Source organism: Paenibacillus sp. FSL L8-0494 (assembly GCF_038003695.1).
Classification (GTDB): domain Bacteria; phylum Bacillota; class Bacilli; order Paenibacillales; family Paenibacillaceae; genus Paenibacillus_AQ; species Paenibacillus_AQ odorifer.
In genome coordinates this window covers 4,897,907-4,916,917 of record NZ_JBBOPQ010000001.1, presented here as the reverse complement: position 1 = coordinate 4,916,917, position 19,011 = coordinate 4,897,907, and the positions used below count along the sequence as shown (strand labels likewise).

General features: G+C 44.9%; 19 protein-coding genes. 18 read left to right on the top strand and 1 reads right to left on the bottom strand.

The features are described 5' to 3' along the window. Positions 1-94: 94 nt before the first annotated feature. From accB to NYE35_RS22265, 18 genes are all read left to right on the top strand, one after another. Entirely contained in the window at positions 95-604 is a 510-nt protein-coding gene (gene accB, locus NYE35_RS22350) for an acetyl-CoA carboxylase biotin carboxyl carrier protein (RefSeq protein ID WP_036682835.1), read from the top strand. A gap of 54 nt (positions 605-658) precedes the next feature. Beyond that, a complete protein-coding gene (accC, locus tag NYE35_RS22345; RefSeq protein WP_076129648.1) occupies positions 659-2,002 on the top strand; it encodes an acetyl-CoA carboxylase biotin carboxylase subunit in 1,344 nt (447 codons plus the stop codon). 115 nt (positions 2,003-2,117) lie between these two features. Further along, on the top strand, positions 2,118-2,534 hold the full coding sequence (locus tag NYE35_RS22340; protein ID WP_036682829.1) for an Asp23/Gls24 family envelope stress response protein: 417 nt from the start codon (positions 2,118-2,120) through the stop codon (positions 2,532-2,534). Positions 2,535-2,608: 74 nt separating this feature from the next. Next, positions 2,609-3,148 carry an alkaline shock response membrane anchor protein AmaP gene (gene amaP, locus NYE35_RS22335; protein WP_036682827.1) on the top strand — a complete coding sequence of 180 codons (540 nt, stop codon included), beginning with the start codon at positions 2,609-2,611 and terminating at the stop codon, positions 3,146-3,148. Positions 3,149-3,163: 15 nt separating this feature from the next. Continuing rightward, positions 3,164-3,397, top strand: coding sequence for a DUF2273 domain-containing protein (locus NYE35_RS22330; protein ID WP_036682825.1), 234 nt, complete (start codon positions 3,164-3,166; stop codon positions 3,395-3,397). A 257-nt stretch (positions 3,398-3,654) separates the two neighbouring features. After that, on the top strand, positions 3,655-4,107 hold the full coding sequence (gene nusB / locus NYE35_RS22325) for a transcription antitermination factor NusB (protein WP_036682824.1): 453 nt from the start codon (positions 3,655-3,657) through the stop codon (positions 4,105-4,107). Between the two features lie 42 nt (positions 4,108-4,149). Continuing rightward, a complete protein-coding gene (gene folD, locus NYE35_RS22320) occupies positions 4,150-5,007 on the top strand; it encodes a bifunctional methylenetetrahydrofolate dehydrogenase/methenyltetrahydrofolate cyclohydrolase FolD (RefSeq protein WP_036682821.1) in 858 nt (285 codons plus the stop codon). Positions 5,008-5,018: 11 nt separating this feature from the next. Beyond that, entirely contained in the window at positions 5,019-6,398 is a 1,380-nt protein-coding gene (gene xseA / locus NYE35_RS22315; RefSeq protein WP_038572529.1) for an exodeoxyribonuclease VII large subunit, read from the top strand. Continuing rightward, positions 6,376-6,633, top strand: coding sequence for an exodeoxyribonuclease VII small subunit (gene xseB / locus NYE35_RS22310; protein WP_036682818.1), 258 nt, complete (start codon positions 6,376-6,378; stop codon positions 6,631-6,633). Before xseA ends, xseB begins: the two co-directional genes overlap by 23 nt. Beyond that, entirely contained in the window at positions 6,620-7,567 is a 948-nt protein-coding gene (locus NYE35_RS22305; protein ID WP_076281389.1) for a polyprenyl synthetase family protein, read from the top strand. Before xseB ends, NYE35_RS22305 begins: the two co-directional genes overlap by 14 nt. Positions 7,568-7,666: 99 nt before the next feature. Beyond that, positions 7,667-9,571, top strand: a complete 1,905-nt coding sequence (gene dxs, locus NYE35_RS22300; RefSeq protein ID WP_036682816.1) for a 1-deoxy-D-xylulose-5-phosphate synthase — start codon at positions 7,667-7,669, stop codon at positions 9,569-9,571. A 45-nt stretch (positions 9,572-9,616) separates the two neighbouring features. Then, on the top strand, positions 9,617-10,519 hold the full coding sequence (locus tag NYE35_RS22295; protein ID WP_076129653.1) for a TlyA family RNA methyltransferase: 903 nt from the start codon (positions 9,617-9,619) through the stop codon (positions 10,517-10,519). A gap of 331 nt (positions 10,520-10,850) precedes the next feature. Further along, positions 10,851-11,324, top strand: a complete 474-nt coding sequence (locus tag NYE35_RS22290) for a hypothetical protein (RefSeq protein ID WP_232061423.1) — start codon at positions 10,851-10,853, stop codon at positions 11,322-11,324. Positions 11,325-11,355: 31 nt separating this feature from the next. Then, positions 11,356-11,805, top strand: a complete 450-nt coding sequence (gene ahrC / locus NYE35_RS22285; protein WP_036682813.1) for a transcriptional regulator AhrC/ArgR — start codon at positions 11,356-11,358, stop codon at positions 11,803-11,805. A gap of 46 nt (positions 11,806-11,851) precedes the next feature. Further along, positions 11,852-13,579: a DNA repair protein RecN gene (gene recN, locus NYE35_RS22280; protein WP_076218782.1), complete on the top strand. Its 1,728-nt coding sequence runs from the start codon at positions 11,852-11,854 to the stop codon at positions 13,577-13,579. Between the two features lie 138 nt (positions 13,580-13,717). Continuing rightward, positions 13,718-14,830: a SpoIVB peptidase gene (gene spoIVB, locus NYE35_RS22275; protein WP_081383394.1), complete on the top strand. Its 1,113-nt coding sequence runs from the start codon at positions 13,718-13,720 to the stop codon at positions 14,828-14,830. Positions 14,831-15,027: 197 nt separating this feature from the next. Then, on the top strand, positions 15,028-15,843 hold the full coding sequence (gene spo0A / locus NYE35_RS22270; protein ID WP_036682806.1) for a sporulation transcription factor Spo0A: 816 nt from the start codon (positions 15,028-15,030) through the stop codon (positions 15,841-15,843). 253 nt (positions 15,844-16,096) lie between these two features. Next, positions 16,097-16,816, top strand: a complete 720-nt coding sequence (locus NYE35_RS22265; RefSeq protein ID WP_341122065.1) for a hypothetical protein — start codon at positions 16,097-16,099, stop codon at positions 16,814-16,816. A gap of 229 nt (positions 16,817-17,045) precedes the next feature. Here NYE35_RS22265 and NYE35_RS22260 read toward each other — a convergent pair whose 3' ends face one another. After that, a complete protein-coding gene (locus tag NYE35_RS22260; protein ID WP_076302720.1) occupies positions 17,046-18,788 on the bottom strand; it encodes an ABC-F family ATP-binding cassette domain-containing protein in 1,743 nt (580 codons plus the stop codon). Positions 18,789-19,011 lie beyond the last annotated feature (223 nt).

The following is a 19,011-nucleotide window of genomic DNA, read 5'->3' as shown; positions in this document are numbered from 1 at the left end:
CTTTCCATTTTTACCGATTGTGATATAATACATAAAGTTATCTTGTCCGCTTAAGAAGTGGCTTCGAGAGAAAGCTGAAGGAGTGAACTGATATATGTTCAAGTTGAGCGAAATTAAGGAATTGATTAAATTGCTGGACCAGACCTCCTCTGTACATGAGTTGGAGATCGAAAGCGAAGGAATGAAGCTTGCAATTCGCAAACCGGATCGCCCTGAAGCTGATGGAACAGCAGTACAGGCGACTCCTTATGCTGCCTATCCCTTTACGCCTGCCCCGCAGCCGCAGAGCGTACCGCAAGTATCCTATCCGGTAGTTGGTGAAGTTCCTCCAGCGCAGCAGCCACAAGCAGCTGATGAAGGCAAACTACATAAAATTGTGTCTCCAATGGTGGGGACCTTTTATAGTGCCGCTTCTCCGGAAACGCCTTCGTTTGTTAATGTTGGAGACCGTGTAAGTGAAAAATCAACGGTTTGCATTATCGAGGCGATGAAACTGATGAATGAGCTGGAAGCGGAGATCAAAGGTGAAATCGTGTCTGTACTTGCTGAGAACGGTCAGCTTGTAGAATATGGTCAACCACTATTCTTGGTTAAACCGGAATAAATACCGCAGACAACTTAAGGAGCGGAAGCTTCGCAAAACTTTGGGAGGAAACGCATGAACATTCAAAAAGTGTTGATTGCCAACCGCGGCGAAATCGCGGTCCGCATTATTAGGGCCTGCCGTGAACTGGGCATTTCCACCGTCGCGGTCTATTCGGAACCCGACCGGGATTCACTGCATGTCCGGTTGGCTGATGAAGCTTACTGCATCGGTCCGATGCCGGCCAAGGACAGCTATCTGAACTTTACAAATATTATGAGTGTAGCCACCTTAACGGAATGTGATGCCATCCATCCTGGCTATGGATTTTTAGCTGAAAATGCGGATTTTGCAGAGATTTGTGAATCTTGCAATATTATCTTCATAGGACCTTCTCCAGATGCCATAAACCGTATGGGTGACAAGGCTGTGGCGAAGGAAACCATGAAACTGGCTGGAGTTCCGATTATCCCGGGCTCAGATGGTCTTGTAGGCGATGTAGAGGAAGCTGTCATGCTGGGCCGCGATATTGGTTACCCAATCATCGTTAAGGCTACTGCGGGTGGCGGGGGTAAGGGAATACGGATTGCTGAGGACGAGGAATCTTTGGTGAAGCAGATCACTGCTGCACAACAGGAAGCACAAAAGGCGTTTGGTAACGCTGGTGTATATCTGGAGAAATTCCTAACAGGCATGAAGCATGTGGAGATTCAGATTATTGCAGATAAACATGGCAATGTAGTGCACTTAGGTGAACGGGACTGCTCCGTACAGCGTCGTCGCCAAAAGCTGATTGAAGAGGCACCTTGTTCAGTGCTCACACCTGAAATTCGTGAAGCAATGGGTAATGCAGCAGTTCGAGCAGCACTTGCCGTTAATTATTCGGGAGCCGGAACACTTGAATTCCTGCTTGGACCGGATGGACAGTTCTACTTCATGGAGATGAATACCCGTATTCAGGTTGAACATCCAGTAACAGAAATGGTTACAGGTGTGGATTTGATTAAGGAAATGATCTCTGTAGCAGAAGGCAATCCGCTGTCATTCACTCAGGAAGATATCGTGATTAATGGCTGGTCAATTGAATGCCGTATAAATGCTGAAGATCCAGAGCGTAATTTCATGCCTTCACCAGGAAAAATCGGCTTTTATTTGCCACCCGGAGGCCTTGGCGTTCGTGTAGATAGTGCGGCGTACCCAGGATATACGATTTCCCCTTTCTATGATTCTATGATTGCAAAACTGATTGTCTGGGCTCCTACACGTCAGGAAGCGGTTGCGAAGATGAAGCGCGCCTTGGCTGAATTCGCCGTGGAAGGCATTCATACCACCATCCCTTTCCATCAGAAACTGTTGGAGCATCCTGTATTTTTGGATGGTAACTTTGACATTAAGTTTCTTGAAGAGTATGAAATTTAGGACGACTTCGGTTTGTTTGTCATAAAGTTCGTCAAATGATATAGTATGTTTAATAAGAGACGTGCTTTACGCTTGAAATCATGAACAATCTTTCTTGAAAGGTGTGAAGTCTAAAATGAGTACATTGCCGACAGAATACGAACGGACTGAAATCGGTGAAATCCAGATTGCTCCTGAAGTAATCGAGGTTATTGCAGGTCTGGCGACCGTTGAGGTTAAAGGTGTAGCAGGTATGAGCGGCGGTTTCGCCGGTGGTATTGTTGAACTTCTTGGACGTAAGAATCTGTCCAAAGGAGTTAAAGTAGAGGTTGGACAACGTGAAGCTGCGGTGGATGTTTCTGTAATTATTGAATATGGCAATCGCCTTCCTGAAGTGGCTGCTGAAATTCAACGCAATGTTAAGCGCTCCATCGAGACTATGACTGGTCTGACTGTTGTGGAAGTGAATGTGCATATTCATGATGTGCAATTCAAGAACAACAACACTGTAGACAAGAACGAAGAAGCTGAAACGATTCTTCGTGTGAAATAGCAGTCATCGTTCTTCCATAAACCCCCGACAGCAAAGTCGAGGGTTTACTCTAATTTAAGGAGGTTATGAGACTCGTGGCAAAAATTTTGGACAGACTTTTGCTGTTTGTCTACAGCTTAAGTATCGGAATACTATCTGTTATTGCCATCCTCCTCTTAAGCGGTGCGATTCCTAGAACTTTGGAGATTGAGAATGGACCAGCAGCTTATATTACAGCAATAATAGTAGCAGTTGTCTTGTTCCTTCTGAGCATCCGATTTTTCTACATCTCTCTGCGCCGTGATCGCGCTTCATTGCCTTCGGTCGATCAGCGTACAGAGTATGGGGATATCCAGATTTCAATGGAAACCATTGAGAATCTGAGTCTTAAGGCTGCTGGTAAAGTGAAGGGAATCAGAGATCTCAAGTCACGTATTCGTGTCTCTCAGGCTGGCCTTGAAATTACAATTCGTGCAGTAGTGGACGGTGAGCATTCATTACCGCTGCTTACGACAGAAGTACAACGTCAGGTGCATGATTTCGTGCAGGAGACAACCGGCATTCCGGTTGCTGATGTGTCTGTATATATTGCTAACCTCACGCAGTCTCCAAGCTTCAAAAGTCGAGTGGAATAGAGGTGAGTTTCCCTTATGTCTTGGAAAGAAGTATGGGAAAGTCACGGGGGTAGAATCGCCGGAGTGACTTTCGGCATTGGTCTGGGTTTGATTTATTTAATTTGCGGTTTTTGGGATATGCTGTTCTTTGCACTGGTAGTGTTCATCGGATATACGCTCGGCAAAAGAAAGGATACCGCGCAAGCGCCCCTGTTTCAATGGCAGGAGTTGGTTTCGCGATTATCCGGACGCTGGCGTCCCTTTAAGTGAACCGCGATAGTCTTTTTCCCGGAGCAGGAAACCGTAAGTTTGTGTTGTCCGTTGCCCCCGGAAGAAAGGCATTGCGGTTTTTTTGCGACAAGGGATAGGTATATTTGCGAGCTTCCTCTGAAGGTATCTTCGCTTTGTGCAATAATCCTCACAGGATTAGGGAAAGAATGAGTAAGTGTGAAGCGATATTTAGGTCGTAGACGTTGTTGCAGTACAAGTGAATATTTTAATGCGATATAAGATTTTAGGAGGAACACATGAAAAGACGTATAGCTAGAGAGATTATTGTCCAAAGCCTGTATCAGATGGAAATGAACGATGTGGAAAGCGCGGAAGCCGTAGAAATGCTGCTCGAGGAAGCTTCAGAAGAGAATGAAACCGAACGTGTAATCACGGACGAGATTCAGCTTAAACACTATGTGGTAGAGCATGTGAATGGGGTATGGGAGCACAAGGTAGCGATCGACGATATACTTGAACATTACCTGAAGGGCTGGCAAATGAGCCGTCTGTCACGTGTGGATCGGCAGATTCTACGTTTAGCAGCGTATGAAATGGTGTTCGCCAATGATGTGCCTGCGAAGGTTGCGGTGAATGAAGCGATCGATTTGGCCAAGCATTTTGGAACGGATGATTCCGGGAAGTTTGTTAACGGAGTACTCGGCAAGATGATCCAAGAGATAGATACTATTAAAGCTGACCATTCTTAATTTATAAACCATAGTAAAGTATATAAAAGGGGAGAGACTAACATGACAGCAGCAATCATCAGTGGTAAACAAGTATCCGAGGAAATTCGTATTAGCATTGCCCAAGAGGTTGCTGAACTGGCGAAACGCGGCGTAAAGCCCGGTTTGGCTGTTATTCTAGTAGGTGAAGACCCGGGATCTCAGGTTTATGTTCGCAATAAGGAGAAATCTTGTATCAGCTTAGGATTCCATTCGGAAGTGCATAAATTGGATGAATCCACTTCTCAAGAAGAACTTCTGGCACTGGTAGCAGAGCTAAACGGACGCGATGATATCGACGGAATTCTGGTTCAACTCCCATTGCCTAAGCATATCGAGGAGAAGGCTGTTATTGATGCAATCTCCGTGGAAAAGGATGTAGACGGCTTTCACCCTGTCAATGTAGGCAACCTGGTCATCGGTGCCGACAGTCTTCTTCCATGTACTCCTGCAGGAGTAATCGAACTGATCAAACGTACAGGAACAGGTATGGCAGGTAAACATGCCGTTGTAATTGGTCGTAGCAATATTGTAGGAAAGCCAGTTTCCCTCTTGTTGCAACGCGAAAATGCTACCGTAACTATGTGCCATTCCCGTACAGCTAATATGCAAGAGATTAGCCGTCAAGCGGATATTTTGGTTGTAGCGATCGGACGGGCTAATTTCATTGATGCTTCCTATGTGAAGCCGGGTGCTGTTGTCATCGATGTGGGCATGAACCGTCTGGATAACGGTAAACTCGCAGGTGACGTTGATTATGAAAGTGCAAAAGAAGTTGCCGGATACATCACGCCTGTTCCAGGCGGGGTTGGTCCGATGACTATTACAATGCTGATGAGCAACACGCTGATTGCGGCTAAACGCCGTCACGGCCTGGAATAGGGGTAAGATTCATGGCGGCAGAGCGGCAGGTTTATTCGATAAAAGAACTCAACCGTTATATCCGCATGAAGCTAGACTCGGATAATTTACTTTCGGATGTGTGGATTCGCGGAGAGATTTCCAACTTTACACATCATGGCAGCGGGCATATGTATTTCACACTTAAGGACGAGAGCAGCCGCATTAAAGCGATTATGTTCGCTTCTCATAACCAGCGGCTGCCTTTTATTCCGAAAGAAGGCGCTCGGGTAATTGCCAGAGGTAATGTGACCGTTTATGAACGGGATGGGCAATATCAGTTCTACGCCACACATATGCAGCCTGATGGGATTGGCAGTTTATATCTGGCTTATGAGCAGCTGAAGAGCAAGCTTGAAAAAGAAGGCCTTTTTGCAGAAGCTCGCAAGCGTTCGTTGCCGCGGTTCCCGAAGTGTATTGGTGTGATTACTTCCCCAACAGGAGCAGCTGTACGAGATATTGTGATTACGCTTCAGCGGCGGTTTCCGCAGGTAGCTATTGTAATCTATCCCGTACTGGTGCAAGGCAAAGGCGCTGCGCCTTCGATAGTGAAGGCGATTGGTGCGCTGAACGCCATGGGTGAAGCCGACGTGCTTATCGTCGGCCGCGGCGGCGGTTCGCTGGAGGAGCTGTGGGCGTTCAACGAGGAGGAAGTCGCGCGAGCGATATCGGCATCAAGGATTCCGGTCATCTCGGCCGTCGGCCACGAGACCGATTTCACGATTGCCGATTTCGCCGCCGACCTCCGCGCGGCTACGCCCACAGCGGCCGCTGAGCTGGCCGTGCCTCATGCCGGCGAGCTAGCTGCGCAGCTTCGCCAGCTGCAGCAGCGGCTGCGCCAGGCGCTGCAACAACGCGCCCAGCGTGGACGCGAGCGCCACTCGGTGCTGCAGCGCTCGCTGGCGCTGGCAGGCCCGCGCCGGACGCTGATTCAGCACACGCAGCGGCTGGACATGCTGCGTGAGCGGCTCCAGCGCTCAGCGGATGCACGGCTCAGCCGTTCCCGCGAGCGTAAGGCGGTGCTGCATCACAGTCTGCAGCGGTTCCATCCGCGCGACAGTGTTGCCGCAGCACGTCAGCGCACGGACAGCATGCGCCGTGAGTTAATGGGCGCTATGCAGGCTCGTTTGCAGGAGAAGCGATCTCGCTATGTGGCAGAGATTCGTCACCTGGATGCGCTGAGCCCGCTAAAAGTAATGTCGCGCGGCTACAGCTTAGTGTATGACGAGGCGGAAGAACATTTAATCAAATCGCTGACCGAAGTGCAGCTTGGCGATCTTGTGGTGATAAAGATGAATGACGGACAGCTGAACTGCCAAGTATGGGGGATGAAGGAGGATGGCAAAGACGATGACGAAGGAAGCGGAACTTGATTTTGAAGGCGCTATGGACCGACTGGAGGAAATCGTTCGTGAGCTTGAACACGGCGACGTTCCTCTGGAGAAGGCCATCGATTTATTTCAGCAGGGCATGAAGCTGTCGCAGCTTTGTGGCAGCAAGCTGGAACAAGTAGAGCGTAAGATCGAAATGATTACCCAAGAGGACGGAGAACTGCGCAAAAAGCCGTTTGGTGCACGTCTGGAAGGGGACGCCGATGAATCGCTTTGAGAATGATCTGGAGGGAAGCTCCGCAAGTGAAAGCATGCGGCAGCCGCTGGAGGATTACATCGCATCGATAAGTGATTTGCTCTCACATGAGCTTGAGACTATTCTTCCCGCAGCGTGGACGGTACCAGAAAATTTACAGCAAGCGATGAAGTATTCGCTAATGGCAGGGGGCAAACGCCTCCGGCCGTTGCTTGTGATCGCTGCTTGTGAATCACTGGGAGGCAGCCGTGAAGCAGCCTTGCCTGTTGCTGCTGCGATTGAGATGGTACATACCTACTCGTTGATTCATGATGATCTGCCTGCCATGGATAATGATGATTATCGGCGCGGCAAGCTGACGAATCATAAAGTCTTTGGTGAAGCATCGGCTATTCTTGCGGGTGATGCGCTTTTGACCCATGCTTTTTACAGTGTGGTACAAGCCTCACGTAAATTTGGCATTCCTGCTGAAAATGTTTTATCCATAGTAGAGGATCTGGCGGAAATGGCAGGTCCACGCGGCATGGTCGGTGGTCAGATTGCAGATATGGAAGGCGAGCAAGGACTAACAGATCTAGCGCAGCTGAAATATATTCATCTGCATAAAACCGGAGATTTAATTATTTTTTCGCTGTTAGCCGGCGGACGTATTGCAGGGGCAACAGAGAAGCAGCTTGAAGCTCTGCGTGATTTTGGCACTAGCATCGGACTCGCTTTTCAAATCCAGGATGATATTCTTGATTTGGTTGGTGATGAAGGAAAGCTTGGCAAAAAAACAGGCAGCGATATCAAGCAGCAGAAGGTAACCTACCCTTATTTTATTGGGTTGGAGGAATCTCGTGCTGAGGTGAAGCAGCTTACAGAAGCAGCCCGAAATGCTGTGCTGAATGGCGGTTTTTACGACAACCAGCGCCTGCTGGAAATTGCAGATTATTTAATGGCACGTGATCACTAAGTATGAACTTTCGAAGCGGCTGTATTTCGACAGCCGTTTCGTTTGTGTTATAATGGTTTTTATATATTTTACAACATCTAGGAAAGCGGGGAACTATTCGTGCTGCTTCCACAAATAAATGATCCACAACAACTGAAATCACTGTCAGTCGAAGAATTAACTACTCTTGCAGAGGAAATTCGACGATTTCTGATTGAGAAGCTTACAGCAACCGGCGGGCACCTCGGTTCTAATCTGGGGGTGGTGGAGCTCACGCTGGCCTTACATTATTGCTACAACAGTCCTCGTGACAAAATGATCTACGACGTTGGCCACCAAGCCTATGTCCACAAAATACTGACCGGCCGTCAAGATCGCTTTGATACCCTACGCAAATATCAGGGATTGTGCGGCTTTGTTAAGCGCTCTGAAAGCGAACATGATGTGTGGGAGGCTGGACATAGCAGCACCTCTTTGTCGGCAGCTATGGGGATGGCTATGGCTCGTGATCTAAAAGGCGAAGACAACAAGGTGATTGCCGTGATTGGTGACGGTGCGCTTACCGGCGGGATGGCTTTTGAAGCGCTTAACCACATTGGTCATGAGAAGCGCAAGCTGATGGTCATTTTGAACGATAATGAAATGTCGATTGCTCCGAATGTAGGGGCGATGCACAATTATTTAAGCAAAATTCGTTCGGACCGTCATTATTTGCGTGCCAAAGACGAGGTTGAAGGGCTGCTTAAGAAGATTCCGGCCATCGGTGGACGATTAGCGAAAACCGCTGAACAATTAAAAAACAGTCTTAAATATATGATGGTTCCTGGAGTATTGTTTGAAGAGCTTGGCTTTACGTATCTTGGGCCAGTGGATGGACATGATCTGGAGAAAATGATCGACACCTTCCATCAAGCAGATAACGTGGCGGGTCCTGTGCTTGTGCATGTGCTGACGACCAAAGGCAAGGGCTATAAACCGGCTGAGACTGATTTTTATAAATCGCATGCTATTTCCCCTTACAAAATTGAGTCAGGTCAGGCACTTAAAGCTGTAGGTCCTCCAATGTACACCGAAGTATTTGGCAGTACGCTGATTGAGCTGGGACGTGAAGATTCGCGTCTGATTGCAGTTACCCCTGCGATGCCAGGCGGTTCAGGTTTGTTTCCTTTTGCAAAGGAATTCCCGGATCGCATGATTGACGTGGGGATTGCAGAGCAGCATGCAGCAACCTTGTGTGCAGCTTTGGCTATGGAAGGGATGAAGCCGGTATACGCCGTGTATTCTACCTTCATGCAGCGTGCCTATGATCAGATCGTCCATGATATTTGCCGCCATAATGCCAATGTTATGTTCGCCATTGACCGTGCTGGATTTGTGGGTGCGGATGGTGAGACTCATCAGGGTGTGTACGATGTTGCTTTTATGCGCCATATCCCTAATATGGTTATGATGATGCCAAAAGACGAAAATGAGCTGCGTCATATGATGAAGACGGCACTTGAATATAATGACGGTCCAATTGCTTACCGCTATCCGCGTATTAATGGAACAGGTGTGGCAATGGACGCTGAACTGCATACCCTTCCTATAGGATCATGGGAACGACTGCGTACAGGAGAAGGATATGCTGTAGTGGCATGTGGTCCTATGGTTCAAGTGGCTGAAGAAGCCGCTGATTTGCTGAAGCGGGAAGGGATTCAGGTGGGCGTTGTGAATGCGCGTTTCCTGAAGCCGCTTGATAATTCCATGCTTCTGGATTTGGCTCATGCTGGAACCAATATGGTTGTTATTGAAGAGGCTTGCCAAGCGGGAAGTCTCGGCAGTGCGGTATTGGAGTTCTACGCGGAGCATGAAATTTATGACGCTCGTGTACATCTGATGGGTGTGCCCGACATCTTCGTGGAGCATGGCTCCATTAAAGAACAACGTCAGCAAACAGGTCTTACCGTAGAAGCGTTATGTGCACGTATCAAGTCCATGATGGCTCTAAGTGCTTATAATTACAAAACGACTTCGTCTTCCTAAGTGGAAGCCGGAAATTAGTAACCCTTGAACGATCGGGAGATGACCATGGAACACCGTAAAGAACGGATTGATGTACTGCTTGTGGAGCAAGGTTTTTATGAAAGCCGGGAGAAAGCTAAAGCTGCTATTATGGCAGGGTTGGTGCTCGCGGATGAGGAACGTATTGAAAAAGCTGGCATGAAGGTCTCGCGGGAGTCTACCCTTAAGGTTAAAGGCTCTGTGCATCCGTATGTCAGTCGTGGAGGCCTAAAGCTGGAGAAGGCTCTTCGCCAATTTAATATTGATCTTACCGGTCGGAACATGCTGGACATTGGTGCTTCCACTGGCGGCTTCACAGATTGTGCGCTTCAGAATGGTGTAAGCCATGTGTACGCCATTGATGTTGGCTATAACCAGCTGGATTGGTCACTGCGGAATGATGAGCGAGTGAGCGTTATGGAGCGTACGAACTTCCGGTATATGACACCTACAGATTTGCAGGGTCCTGTTCCGGACTTTGCCAGTATTGATGTATCTTTTATATCCTTAAAAATAATTCTCCCACCCCTCAAAGCCTTGCTGCAACGTCCAGCAGATATCGCTGCACTCATCAAGCCGCAATTTGAGGCTGGACGTGAGAAGGTTGGAAAATCAGGTGTGATTCGTGATTCCGCTGTCCATAAAGAGGTTTTGATTAATGTACTGACTATGGCTGCAGAGTTAGGATTCGGTCTCCATGGATTGACTTTTTCGCCAATTACAGGCGGGGAAGGCAATATTGAGTTTCTTGCTCATTGGAGACTGACGCCAGAAGTGGCAGAAGGCGAAGAATCATCCGTACAGCCGGCAGCTGCTGTTGCAGCAGTCATTCCAGTGGAGGACTTTCCATCCCTTGCTGATGAAGTGATTAAGCAGGCTACGGGTACTTTTAATGTGAGTTCTACTCATGGAAACTCCGCGCGCCGTTAGAGCTTTATGAACACCCCGTCAACCTCAAATGGTCAGCGGGGTGTTTTTTTTGAGCGGGAAGTCTGAAGAGTTCAACCTTGAAAATTCCTCTTCATCTGTTAAGATTGAGGGAGCAGATTTGCTCAAAGGGATTGAATTTATTAAAATAAAGACCCGGTATAAAATCCGGGTCTTTATATTTTGAATCTTTTTTTGGATTTACTGTGCTCGTTGTAATTGTAAATTGCTGAATTAGCGAATAATATCAATTATGCGGAAAGCTTATAAAAAGATAGCTTAGAAGCAGGATTTACCAGGGCTTCACGCGAATAAATCACCGAGGTGATTGATAGTGGCGGGTAGCTCTGACAAGGTCGTTATGGCGTTTATTGGGGTAGCATTATCGATTTTTATAATATATCGGATATATGTATGGCTGCAGAGTTCTCCGCGTTCTTTTATGAAGGATCAAATTCCGTTCAATAAAGTGATTATTCCACATCCCTCTATTGATATACTTGAGGATGAAGGATATGAGGTCGTTGGAGGGAAATTAAAAATCCCCTTGTCTTTCAACGTAAATGGGGCGCAGATGTATAGCCGGTTATTTATAGATTATGTGGCGACAAAAGAGGAAGGATCTTTATATTTAGTTATCCTTTCCAGACCACGCAAGCCTTTGGATTTCACTGGCAGTGGCTTACGTGATACCTTGCTTCCCTACCTGCTGATCTATCCGGAATGCAGCGGCGTTCTATATGTTAATGTAGCAACAGCATCGATCCATGTCATTAAGCTTGGCAAAGACGACGGAGAATCAAACTGAGTCCATATTTTTTATATACCAGGAGGCAACAATGAAGGGACAACGACATATTAAGATTCGTGAAATTATTACACAAAAGGATATCGAGACACAGGACGAGCTTGTGGAAGCCTTGCGGGAATCAGGTTTTCAAGTTACTCAAGCCACAGTATCTCGAGATATAAAAGAGCTGTTGCTCATCAAGGTACCCATGGATGATGGAAGATATAAATATTCACTTCCAACGGATCAACGGTACAATCCCATTCAGAAGCTTAAGCGCGTTCTTGTGGATAATTTTGTGCAGATCGATTCCTCGGCTAATCTTGTGGTGATGAAATGTTTACCAGGTACGGCTAACTCTGTCGCTGCTTTAATTGATAATATTGACTGGCCGCAAATTATGGGAACCCTTTCTGGTGATGATACAATCCTTATCATTTGCCGTTTACCTGAGGACAGCAAGACCGTAATTTCACAAATCATGGGTTATATTTCTTAATTATAATTAATCAGATGCCTGTCATCTTCTCGGAGGTGCTCTATTAGTGTTAGAAACCTTGTCTATACGCAATCTTGCCGTCGTTGAGGCGGTAGATGTGCATTTTTATCCTGGCTTCCACGTGCTTACGGGGGAGACCGGGGCAGGTAAATCCATTATTATTGATGCGCTTGGATTGATTGTTGGAGGCCGCGGTTCTGCGGATTCCATTCGTTATGGTTGTGAAAAAGCGGAGATGGAGGCGCTCTTCAGTCTTCCCGGCGGTCATCCCGTTTGGGAGACTTTGGAGCGTCTTGGCATTGAGGCCCAGCGCGAGGAGCATCTTATTATACGACGCGAGCTTACCTCTCAAGGTAAAAGTACATCACGTGTAAATGGGCAGATGGTCAATCTTACCATGCTTCGCGAGATCGGCGAGCAGCTGGTTAATATACACGGCCAGCATGAGCACCAGAACTTGCTGAAGGCGGAACGGCATCTGGGACTGCTGGATACATACGGAGAACCGATTATTGGTCCGCTAAAGGCAGTTTTTCAGGAAAGGTATTCTGCCTTCGCGAAGGTGGAGAAAGAGCTGCGAGAGCTGCAGGAATCCAGCCAGAAGGCATACCAAATGCTTGACTTATATCGTTTTCAGCTTGAAGAAATTTCATCCGCCGGATTAAAACCGGGAGAAGATGAATTACTTACCGAAGAACGGGTCAAACTATCCCACAGTGAGAAAATGATGGATTCCGTATCGGGTGCATATGAGCTGCTTTACGACAGACAAGGCTTGGAATCGATCGGTAATGTTATTTCCAGACTTGAGGATGCAGTTCGTTACGATGAGAAGGGTCTGCGAACAGTGCTCGAACAGCTGCAGTCCTCATATTACCAGCTAGAGGATGCTGCTTTTCAGCTTCGTGATTACCGGGAAAATATCGAGTTCAATCCGATGCGACTTGAAGAAATCGAGAATCGTTTGGATTTGATCACTGGACTCCGACGTAAATATGGAGAAAGTGTAGAACAGATTTTGGCTTATTATGAACAAATTCACCGGGAAACTGATTTGCTTGAGAATAAAGATGAATATCTGGAGAAACTGACGGCGAAGCGCGATTCGTTGCTGTCTGTATTAATGGAAGCAGCTACGGAATTAAGTGAAGCACGAAAGCTTTGTGCTGCTGATCTGGCCACCCAAGTGGAGGGTGAGCTCAAAGACCTTCAAATGGAAAGAACCTCGTTGCAGGTCAAATTGGACAGGCTGGAGGACCCGCGTGGAGTCGAATACAATGGTCGGCGTATTCGCCTCACAAGACAAGGGATAGACAGCGCAGAATTTATGATATCCCCTAACCCGGGCGAACCCCTGAGACCGCTTGGCAAAATCGCCTCTGGTGGTGAGCTGTCGCGTATTATGCTGGCAATGAAAAGTATTTTTGCGCGCCATGATGCAATTCCAGTTCTGATTTTTGACGAAGTGGATACTGGTGTCAGCGGCAGAGCTGCTCAGTCCATCGCAGATAAGCTGTTTAAGCTGTCCTCTACCTGTCAGGTGTTCTCCATTACTCACTTGCCGCAGGTGGCTTGTATGGCTGACCATCAGTACTTAATCCGCAAAAAGGTTGAGGATGGAAGAACCATGACTGAAGTGGAATCCCTAACGAACGATGGACGTGTAATGGAGCTGGCCCGGATGCTGGGTGGCGTAGAAATTACCGAAAAAACATTGCATCACTCGCAGGAAATGCTTAATCTGGCCGAGGCAAGTAAGGCTGCAACAAGCTAAGCGGAGCAATGATTGACAGTAATAAAAGCCTGGGGGCAAGGTTATCTTATAGGTACGCAATTGGCGACCACCTTTTTCGTCAAGCGAAAGAAGCAAAAGGGAGCGTGACAGCCATTGAAGCCTAACCTCAGGAAGTTAATGCCAGGCCTTTTATTTGCCTTCTTTCTTAGTTTATCGGGCATAACGGGAACAAATCTAAGTTCTGCTGCACCACTGCAAGGTGAACCAGCCAAGGTGACTGCACAAGGAATTCATTCCGAGCTTAAGGTGATCCCGGGAGGTCAAACGATCGGTGTGAAAGTGAAATCAGCAGGTGTTTTGGTTGTTGGTCATCATCTGATTGAAGTATCCGAGAAAACTAAGCTTTCCCCAGGAGAGGTCAGCGGTTTAGTGCCGGGTGATCTGATGATCTCCATGAATGGTGAGAAATTGGACGAGTTGTCCAAGGTGGCCAAGCTGGTGGATCGTGCTGGTAAAGCGAATAACCCCTTGACCATTGTCTTCAAACGCGGAGGTAAAGAGCATACAGCTAAGTTAAAGCCCGCGTATGACATTCATGACAAAGTGTGGCGGTTAGGCCTGTACATTCGTGATTCAGCAGCGGGTGTCGGCACATTAACTTTTTATGCTCCCGAGCAAGGTGTATATGGAGCTTTGGGACATGTGATTACAGACATGAATACCGGTACTCCAATTGTTGTAGGCAGTGGTCATATCGTTCAGTCCAGTGTCACCTCCATATCCAAAAGCCAGGATGGCGATCCGGGCGAGAAACGAGCGCATTTTTTGAAAGAAAGCCAAGTGCTTGGAAATGTGGAGAGCAATACTGACTTCGGCATCTTCGGTAAAATGAGCTCCAATCCCGAGCACAGTCTTTACAAAGAACCTATCCCCGTGGCGATGAGCGATCAAGTCAAGGAAGGTCCTGCTGAGATCCTAACTGTAGTTGACGGACAGCAGGTGGAGCGGTTTAAGGTTGAGATCATTCATGTAGCACATCAGCAAACGCCAGCTACTAAAGGAATGGTGCTGCGGATCACCGATCCACGTCTTATCGATAAGACAGGCGGTATCGTTCAAGGCATGAGCGGAAGTCCTATCGTACAGGATGGCCGTCTCATCGGAGCCGTAACTCATGTATTTGTAAATGATCCTAAGTCCGGTTATGGATGCTTCATCGAATGGATGCTTCAAGATTCAGGTGTGACCAAACAGGAGAATAGGTATTCATTAAATCTTAAGGCGGTTTAGCCTTAAGATTTTTTGTCGAACGATTACGAAGAACCTCGAACATTGAGATAAAATATTTAATTATAATCCAACACAGAAAAAAAATAAAGAAAAATAATTTTCGACAGAAGGGAATTCGATCTCCATGTCGAAAACGTAAGAGACAAGAAAAAAATGTTATTTTCGAATAGCAGATATAATTAAGGAGGAAGCAGCCAGTGCAGAATATTGAAGTGTTGTTGGCCGATGATAACAGGGAATTTACGAATTTGCTTTCCGAGTACATTTCTGAGCAAGAAGATATGACCGTAACGGGTATCGCCTATAATGGTGAAGAAGTGCTTCAAATGCTTAGCGAAGCGCGTAAAATTCCCGATGTTCTTATTCTTGATATCATCATGCCGCATTTAGACGGCCTAGGTGTATTGGAACGTCTACGTGATATGGATCTGAATCCTCAACCGAAGATCATCATGCTGACTGCTTTTGGTCAGGAGAACATCACTCAAAGAGCTGTACAGCTTGGTGCATCCTATTATATTTTGAAACCGTTCGATATGGAGGTCCTGGCAAATCGTGTACGTCAGCTTGTCGGCTCTCAAGGCAGCATGAGCTCCTCCTCCAACATGTACAATTATTCGTCGACGTCCAGATCGAATGTAGTGCCGCTCTCTAAGGGCAAGAACCTCGACGCTAACATTACCTCGATCATCCATGAAATCGGTGTCCCAGCGCATATCAAGGGCTATCAGTACCTGCGTGAAGCGATCACCATGGTATATAACAATATCGAGATCCTTGGTGCGATTACGAAGACACTCTACCCAGCAATCGCTGAGAAGTTCAAAACCACGCCTTCACGCGTAGAACGCGCGATCCGCCACGCGATTGAAGTCGCTTGGACCCGTGGCAACATTGACTCCATCAGCCATTTATTCGGCTACACCATTAATATCTCCAAATCTAAGCCTACTAACTCGGAATTTATTGCCATGGTAGCGGACAAGCTGCGGATTGAGCATAAGGTTAGTTGAAAGGGTTAGGGGCAGTATGTGTTACAGTCAGTATAAAATCGATAAACTTGTTTTGAATCGATAAACTTTTTTAAATCTCGCCCGATAAACCTAAATGGTTTATTGGGTTTTGTTTTTATTTAAAGATTAGCCATCTTATAAATGGTGAAACTCAAGCAGGGGCTTAGAACAATCGGGCGGGCTGGTTAGATAAACCAATTCTTCTATCAGAATATAGAGAACTACATTTGTGAGTTAAGTCGGAGGAATCTTCATGAATTATTACGAAACAGGTGTTGAAAGAATTAAGAACATTGATGCGAATTTATACATTGGAATTTCAAAAAAAAGATACGAAGAATTAAGGTCTAGAGGTGAATATGAAGCAGATGCTAATTTGATTGCAGAGTATTACCGTAGAGTCGGCGTGTTTTTGCAGTTTATCACTAAGGAAGCAGCAAGTATATACATAGGTATGGATATGTTATTAGGTTTTAAGATGGAGGAAAATGAGTGGGACATTTTCTTAGAAACGTGTCCGAATTTTAATGAAATTGATATTATGCTTATGAAATTAATAAGTATACATTATTTACGCTGGTGCTCTTTGCTTGATGCGCGCGACAATATCGCATTACAGTTTCCAGATATATATGAACCGATGATCAAATTATTTGAGAGAGGTGGGGGACGGATTAATACCCATCACCACGAACTGGTTAGTGGATTTGGAGCTTTTTCACGCTCTATTTATGCAAATAGAGGAGATATGACCCCTTTTGATATAAGCGATGTTGCTCTAGAAAATATAATTAAGGAAGTAGAACTAGCAGAAGGTTACTTAGCGGACTATAAGAACGGAAATTTATCAGAAAATAATTGTATCCGCTGTGGTAACAAATTATTGATCCTACCAAACTTATCGGATTATGGTTATCAATGGTATAAAATTAAATGCGAGACCAAAGACTGTTTTGATAAAAATTTCTCATGATACTTCATTATAGTTATATCAACCAAAGAGATGAAGAGAAGTTTGGCAAAAAATGTGTTGGGAAAGATTTTTAATGATAAGTGAACCACTGTCCCGGCATGAGCTATCAATAAAATCAATGCAGTAAAAAGACACTGAGATCTATTCATCAGTGTCTTTAATGTGGATACTTTTCCACCAACATTTTATTTCATCGTTCTTGTAATCATTTCATTCAGAAGGTTGGAATTTAAAGTAACTTAATCAGCTCTTCTAGCTCGTCAACCATACCTTTTGCAAGTTCAAAATTATTGTCTTTTAAAGCTAATTCTATTTTCATTTCAACTGCTTTTTTATTTTGTTCATTTTCTAAATAATCTTTATCAAAATGACTGGCATAAATCATCTTTCTGAATTTTCGCATACTCATTTTTCTAATCGTCTTCTCGTCAATGATTAGTACATAATCCATCCCATTTACTACAGAATAGAAATCATGAGAAATCATGAGAATCGCACCTTTATAGTCTTCAATGGCTTTCTCCAGTGCGATTTGTGTATAGGTGTCTAAATGGCTTGTCGGTTCATCAAGAAGCAATAAGTTTGCTTTGCTAGCAGAAACTTTCGCCAATTGCAGTATATTTTTTTCGCCACCAGATAAAGATTCTATCTTTTGAGTAAGAATTTCTCCTTCAAAGCCATAGTTTGAAAGATGTGCTCTAATCTCGTCATAAGTTGCAAACCCGGCATCGATGAAGTCTTCTAGTATGGTATTAGAATCCTTTAGCACTTCGTCTTGAAGCTGAGAAAGATAAGCCACTTTAATGTCAGCATTTATTTCAATTGAATCATGATTATTTTTAAAGATATCTCGGAGTAAAGTCGTTTTCCCGGTACCGTTTGGACCGATAAGGGCTACTTTATCTGTAGGTTTCATCTCAAAGTTAACATTTTCTAAAATCAACTCATCAAAGGAAACACTATAATTATTCACATTTAAAACAGTGATGTCTTCTTCAATTTCATTGTCCACACCAAAACTGATTTTTGGTTGCTTAATATCAACGAATGGCGCTTTAATTTTTCGCGCTTCCAATCTTTCTTGAAACTTAACCCGAGCTTTTAACGCTCTCCCTCTAGATGCTTCTGAATTATAGGTTGCGATCGCTCTAAGATTATCAATAATGTTATCGTATCTCTCTATTTCTTCTTGTTCAGCGACTGCGATTTCTTGTAACTCAATTTTCGTCTGAAGTAATGAGAAGTTATACTCAATATATCGCCCATCGAACTCTTGGATCTCCATGTTTTCAAGGTGTATGATTTTGTTAAAACAATGATTTAATAGATAACGGTTATGCGTAACAACTAGCAATATTCCTTTGTGAGCATTAATCAGATTTTTAAGTGCATTTAGGTTTTCAAAATCTAAAAATACATCGGGCTCATCCATAATCATTAAGTCTGGACTAGTCAGCATTTCCTTCATCACTTGAATAAGCTTGAATTCCCCACCACTTAGATCGGATACCCTAACATCTTTTAGCTTCAAGAGGTTGGCTAAATTTAGTTTCTTATTAATATTGCTTTCAAAATCATTTCCATCCATTAAATCAAAGGCATCTAGAGCTAATTGATACTTTTCGAGTAATGAATCAATATCTGATGATGTTTCCATTTCAGTGAGAATCGCTGTTATTTCATTTTGTATCTTAATAAATTCTTCTCCTATATATTCAAAAACGGTTGTTTCTTTAGATTTGTCTAGTTGCGAAAACTGACTTACATATCCAATTTTGCAGGTGGGGTCCATCTCTAGCTTGCCTTCGAACAAATATTTTTCTGGATCCATCAGTATATCGATCAGTGTACTTTTACCACTGCCGCTTGTTCCTATAAAAGCGCAATGTTGTGCTTCTTCAAGCGTAAATGAAATGTTTTTATATAGTTCTTTTTGCGGGAATGCGAAGGATAAGTTATCAACTTTTATCATAGTGTTACCTTTCTTAACTAAAAATAGTGACTATTATAAGATGTATTGAAGAGTACAGATTTTGAGTTTACCGTTGATAGAGTAACACTGTTTACAAGCAACTTCAATCATTTCGCATTAAAGGTATCAAAATCATCTGATAATACAATCTTACAGACTAATAAATTATGGTCATAAAACCTATAAATACCTAATGGCTACAACTCGGAATTGATTGCCTTGG

Excerpts from the sequence above, each read along its gene's own strand:
- accB (WP_036682835.1), top strand. The coding sequence starts at position 95 with ATGTTCAAGTTGAGCGAAATTAAGGAATTGATTAAATTGCTGGACCAG.
- accC (WP_076129648.1), top strand. The coding sequence starts at position 659 with ATGAACATTCAAAAAGTGTTGATTGCCAACCGCGGCGAAATCGCGGTC.
- NYE35_RS22340 (WP_036682829.1), top strand. The coding sequence starts at position 2,118 with ATGAGTACATTGCCGACAGAATACGAACGGACTGAAATCGGTGAAATC.
- NYE35_RS22330 (WP_036682825.1), top strand. The coding sequence starts at position 3,164 with ATGTCTTGGAAAGAAGTATGGGAAAGTCACGGGGGTAGAATCGCCGGA.
- nusB (WP_036682824.1), top strand. The coding sequence starts at position 3,655 with ATGAAAAGACGTATAGCTAGAGAGATTATTGTCCAAAGCCTGTATCAG.
- folD (WP_036682821.1), top strand. The coding sequence starts at position 4,150 with ATGACAGCAGCAATCATCAGTGGTAAACAAGTATCCGAGGAAATTCGT.
- xseA (WP_038572529.1), top strand. The coding sequence starts at position 5,019 with ATGGCGGCAGAGCGGCAGGTTTATTCGATAAAAGAACTCAACCGTTAT.
- xseB (WP_036682818.1), top strand. The coding sequence starts at position 6,376 with ATGACGAAGGAAGCGGAACTTGATTTTGAAGGCGCTATGGACCGACTG.
- NYE35_RS22305 (WP_076281389.1), top strand. The coding sequence starts at position 6,620 with ATGAATCGCTTTGAGAATGATCTGGAGGGAAGCTCCGCAAGTGAAAGC.
- NYE35_RS22295 (WP_076129653.1), top strand. The coding sequence starts at position 9,617 with ATGGAACACCGTAAAGAACGGATTGATGTACTGCTTGTGGAGCAAGGT.
- ahrC (WP_036682813.1), top strand. The coding sequence starts at position 11,356 with ATGAAGGGACAACGACATATTAAGATTCGTGAAATTATTACACAAAAG.
- spoIVB (WP_081383394.1), top strand. The coding sequence starts at position 13,718 with ATGCCAGGCCTTTTATTTGCCTTCTTTCTTAGTTTATCGGGCATAACG.
- NYE35_RS22265 (WP_341122065.1), top strand. The coding sequence starts at position 16,097 with ATGAATTATTACGAAACAGGTGTTGAAAGAATTAAGAACATTGATGCG.
- NYE35_RS22260 (WP_076302720.1), bottom strand. The coding sequence starts at position 18,788 with ATGATAAAAGTTGATAACTTATCCTTCGCATTCCCGCAAAAAGAACTA.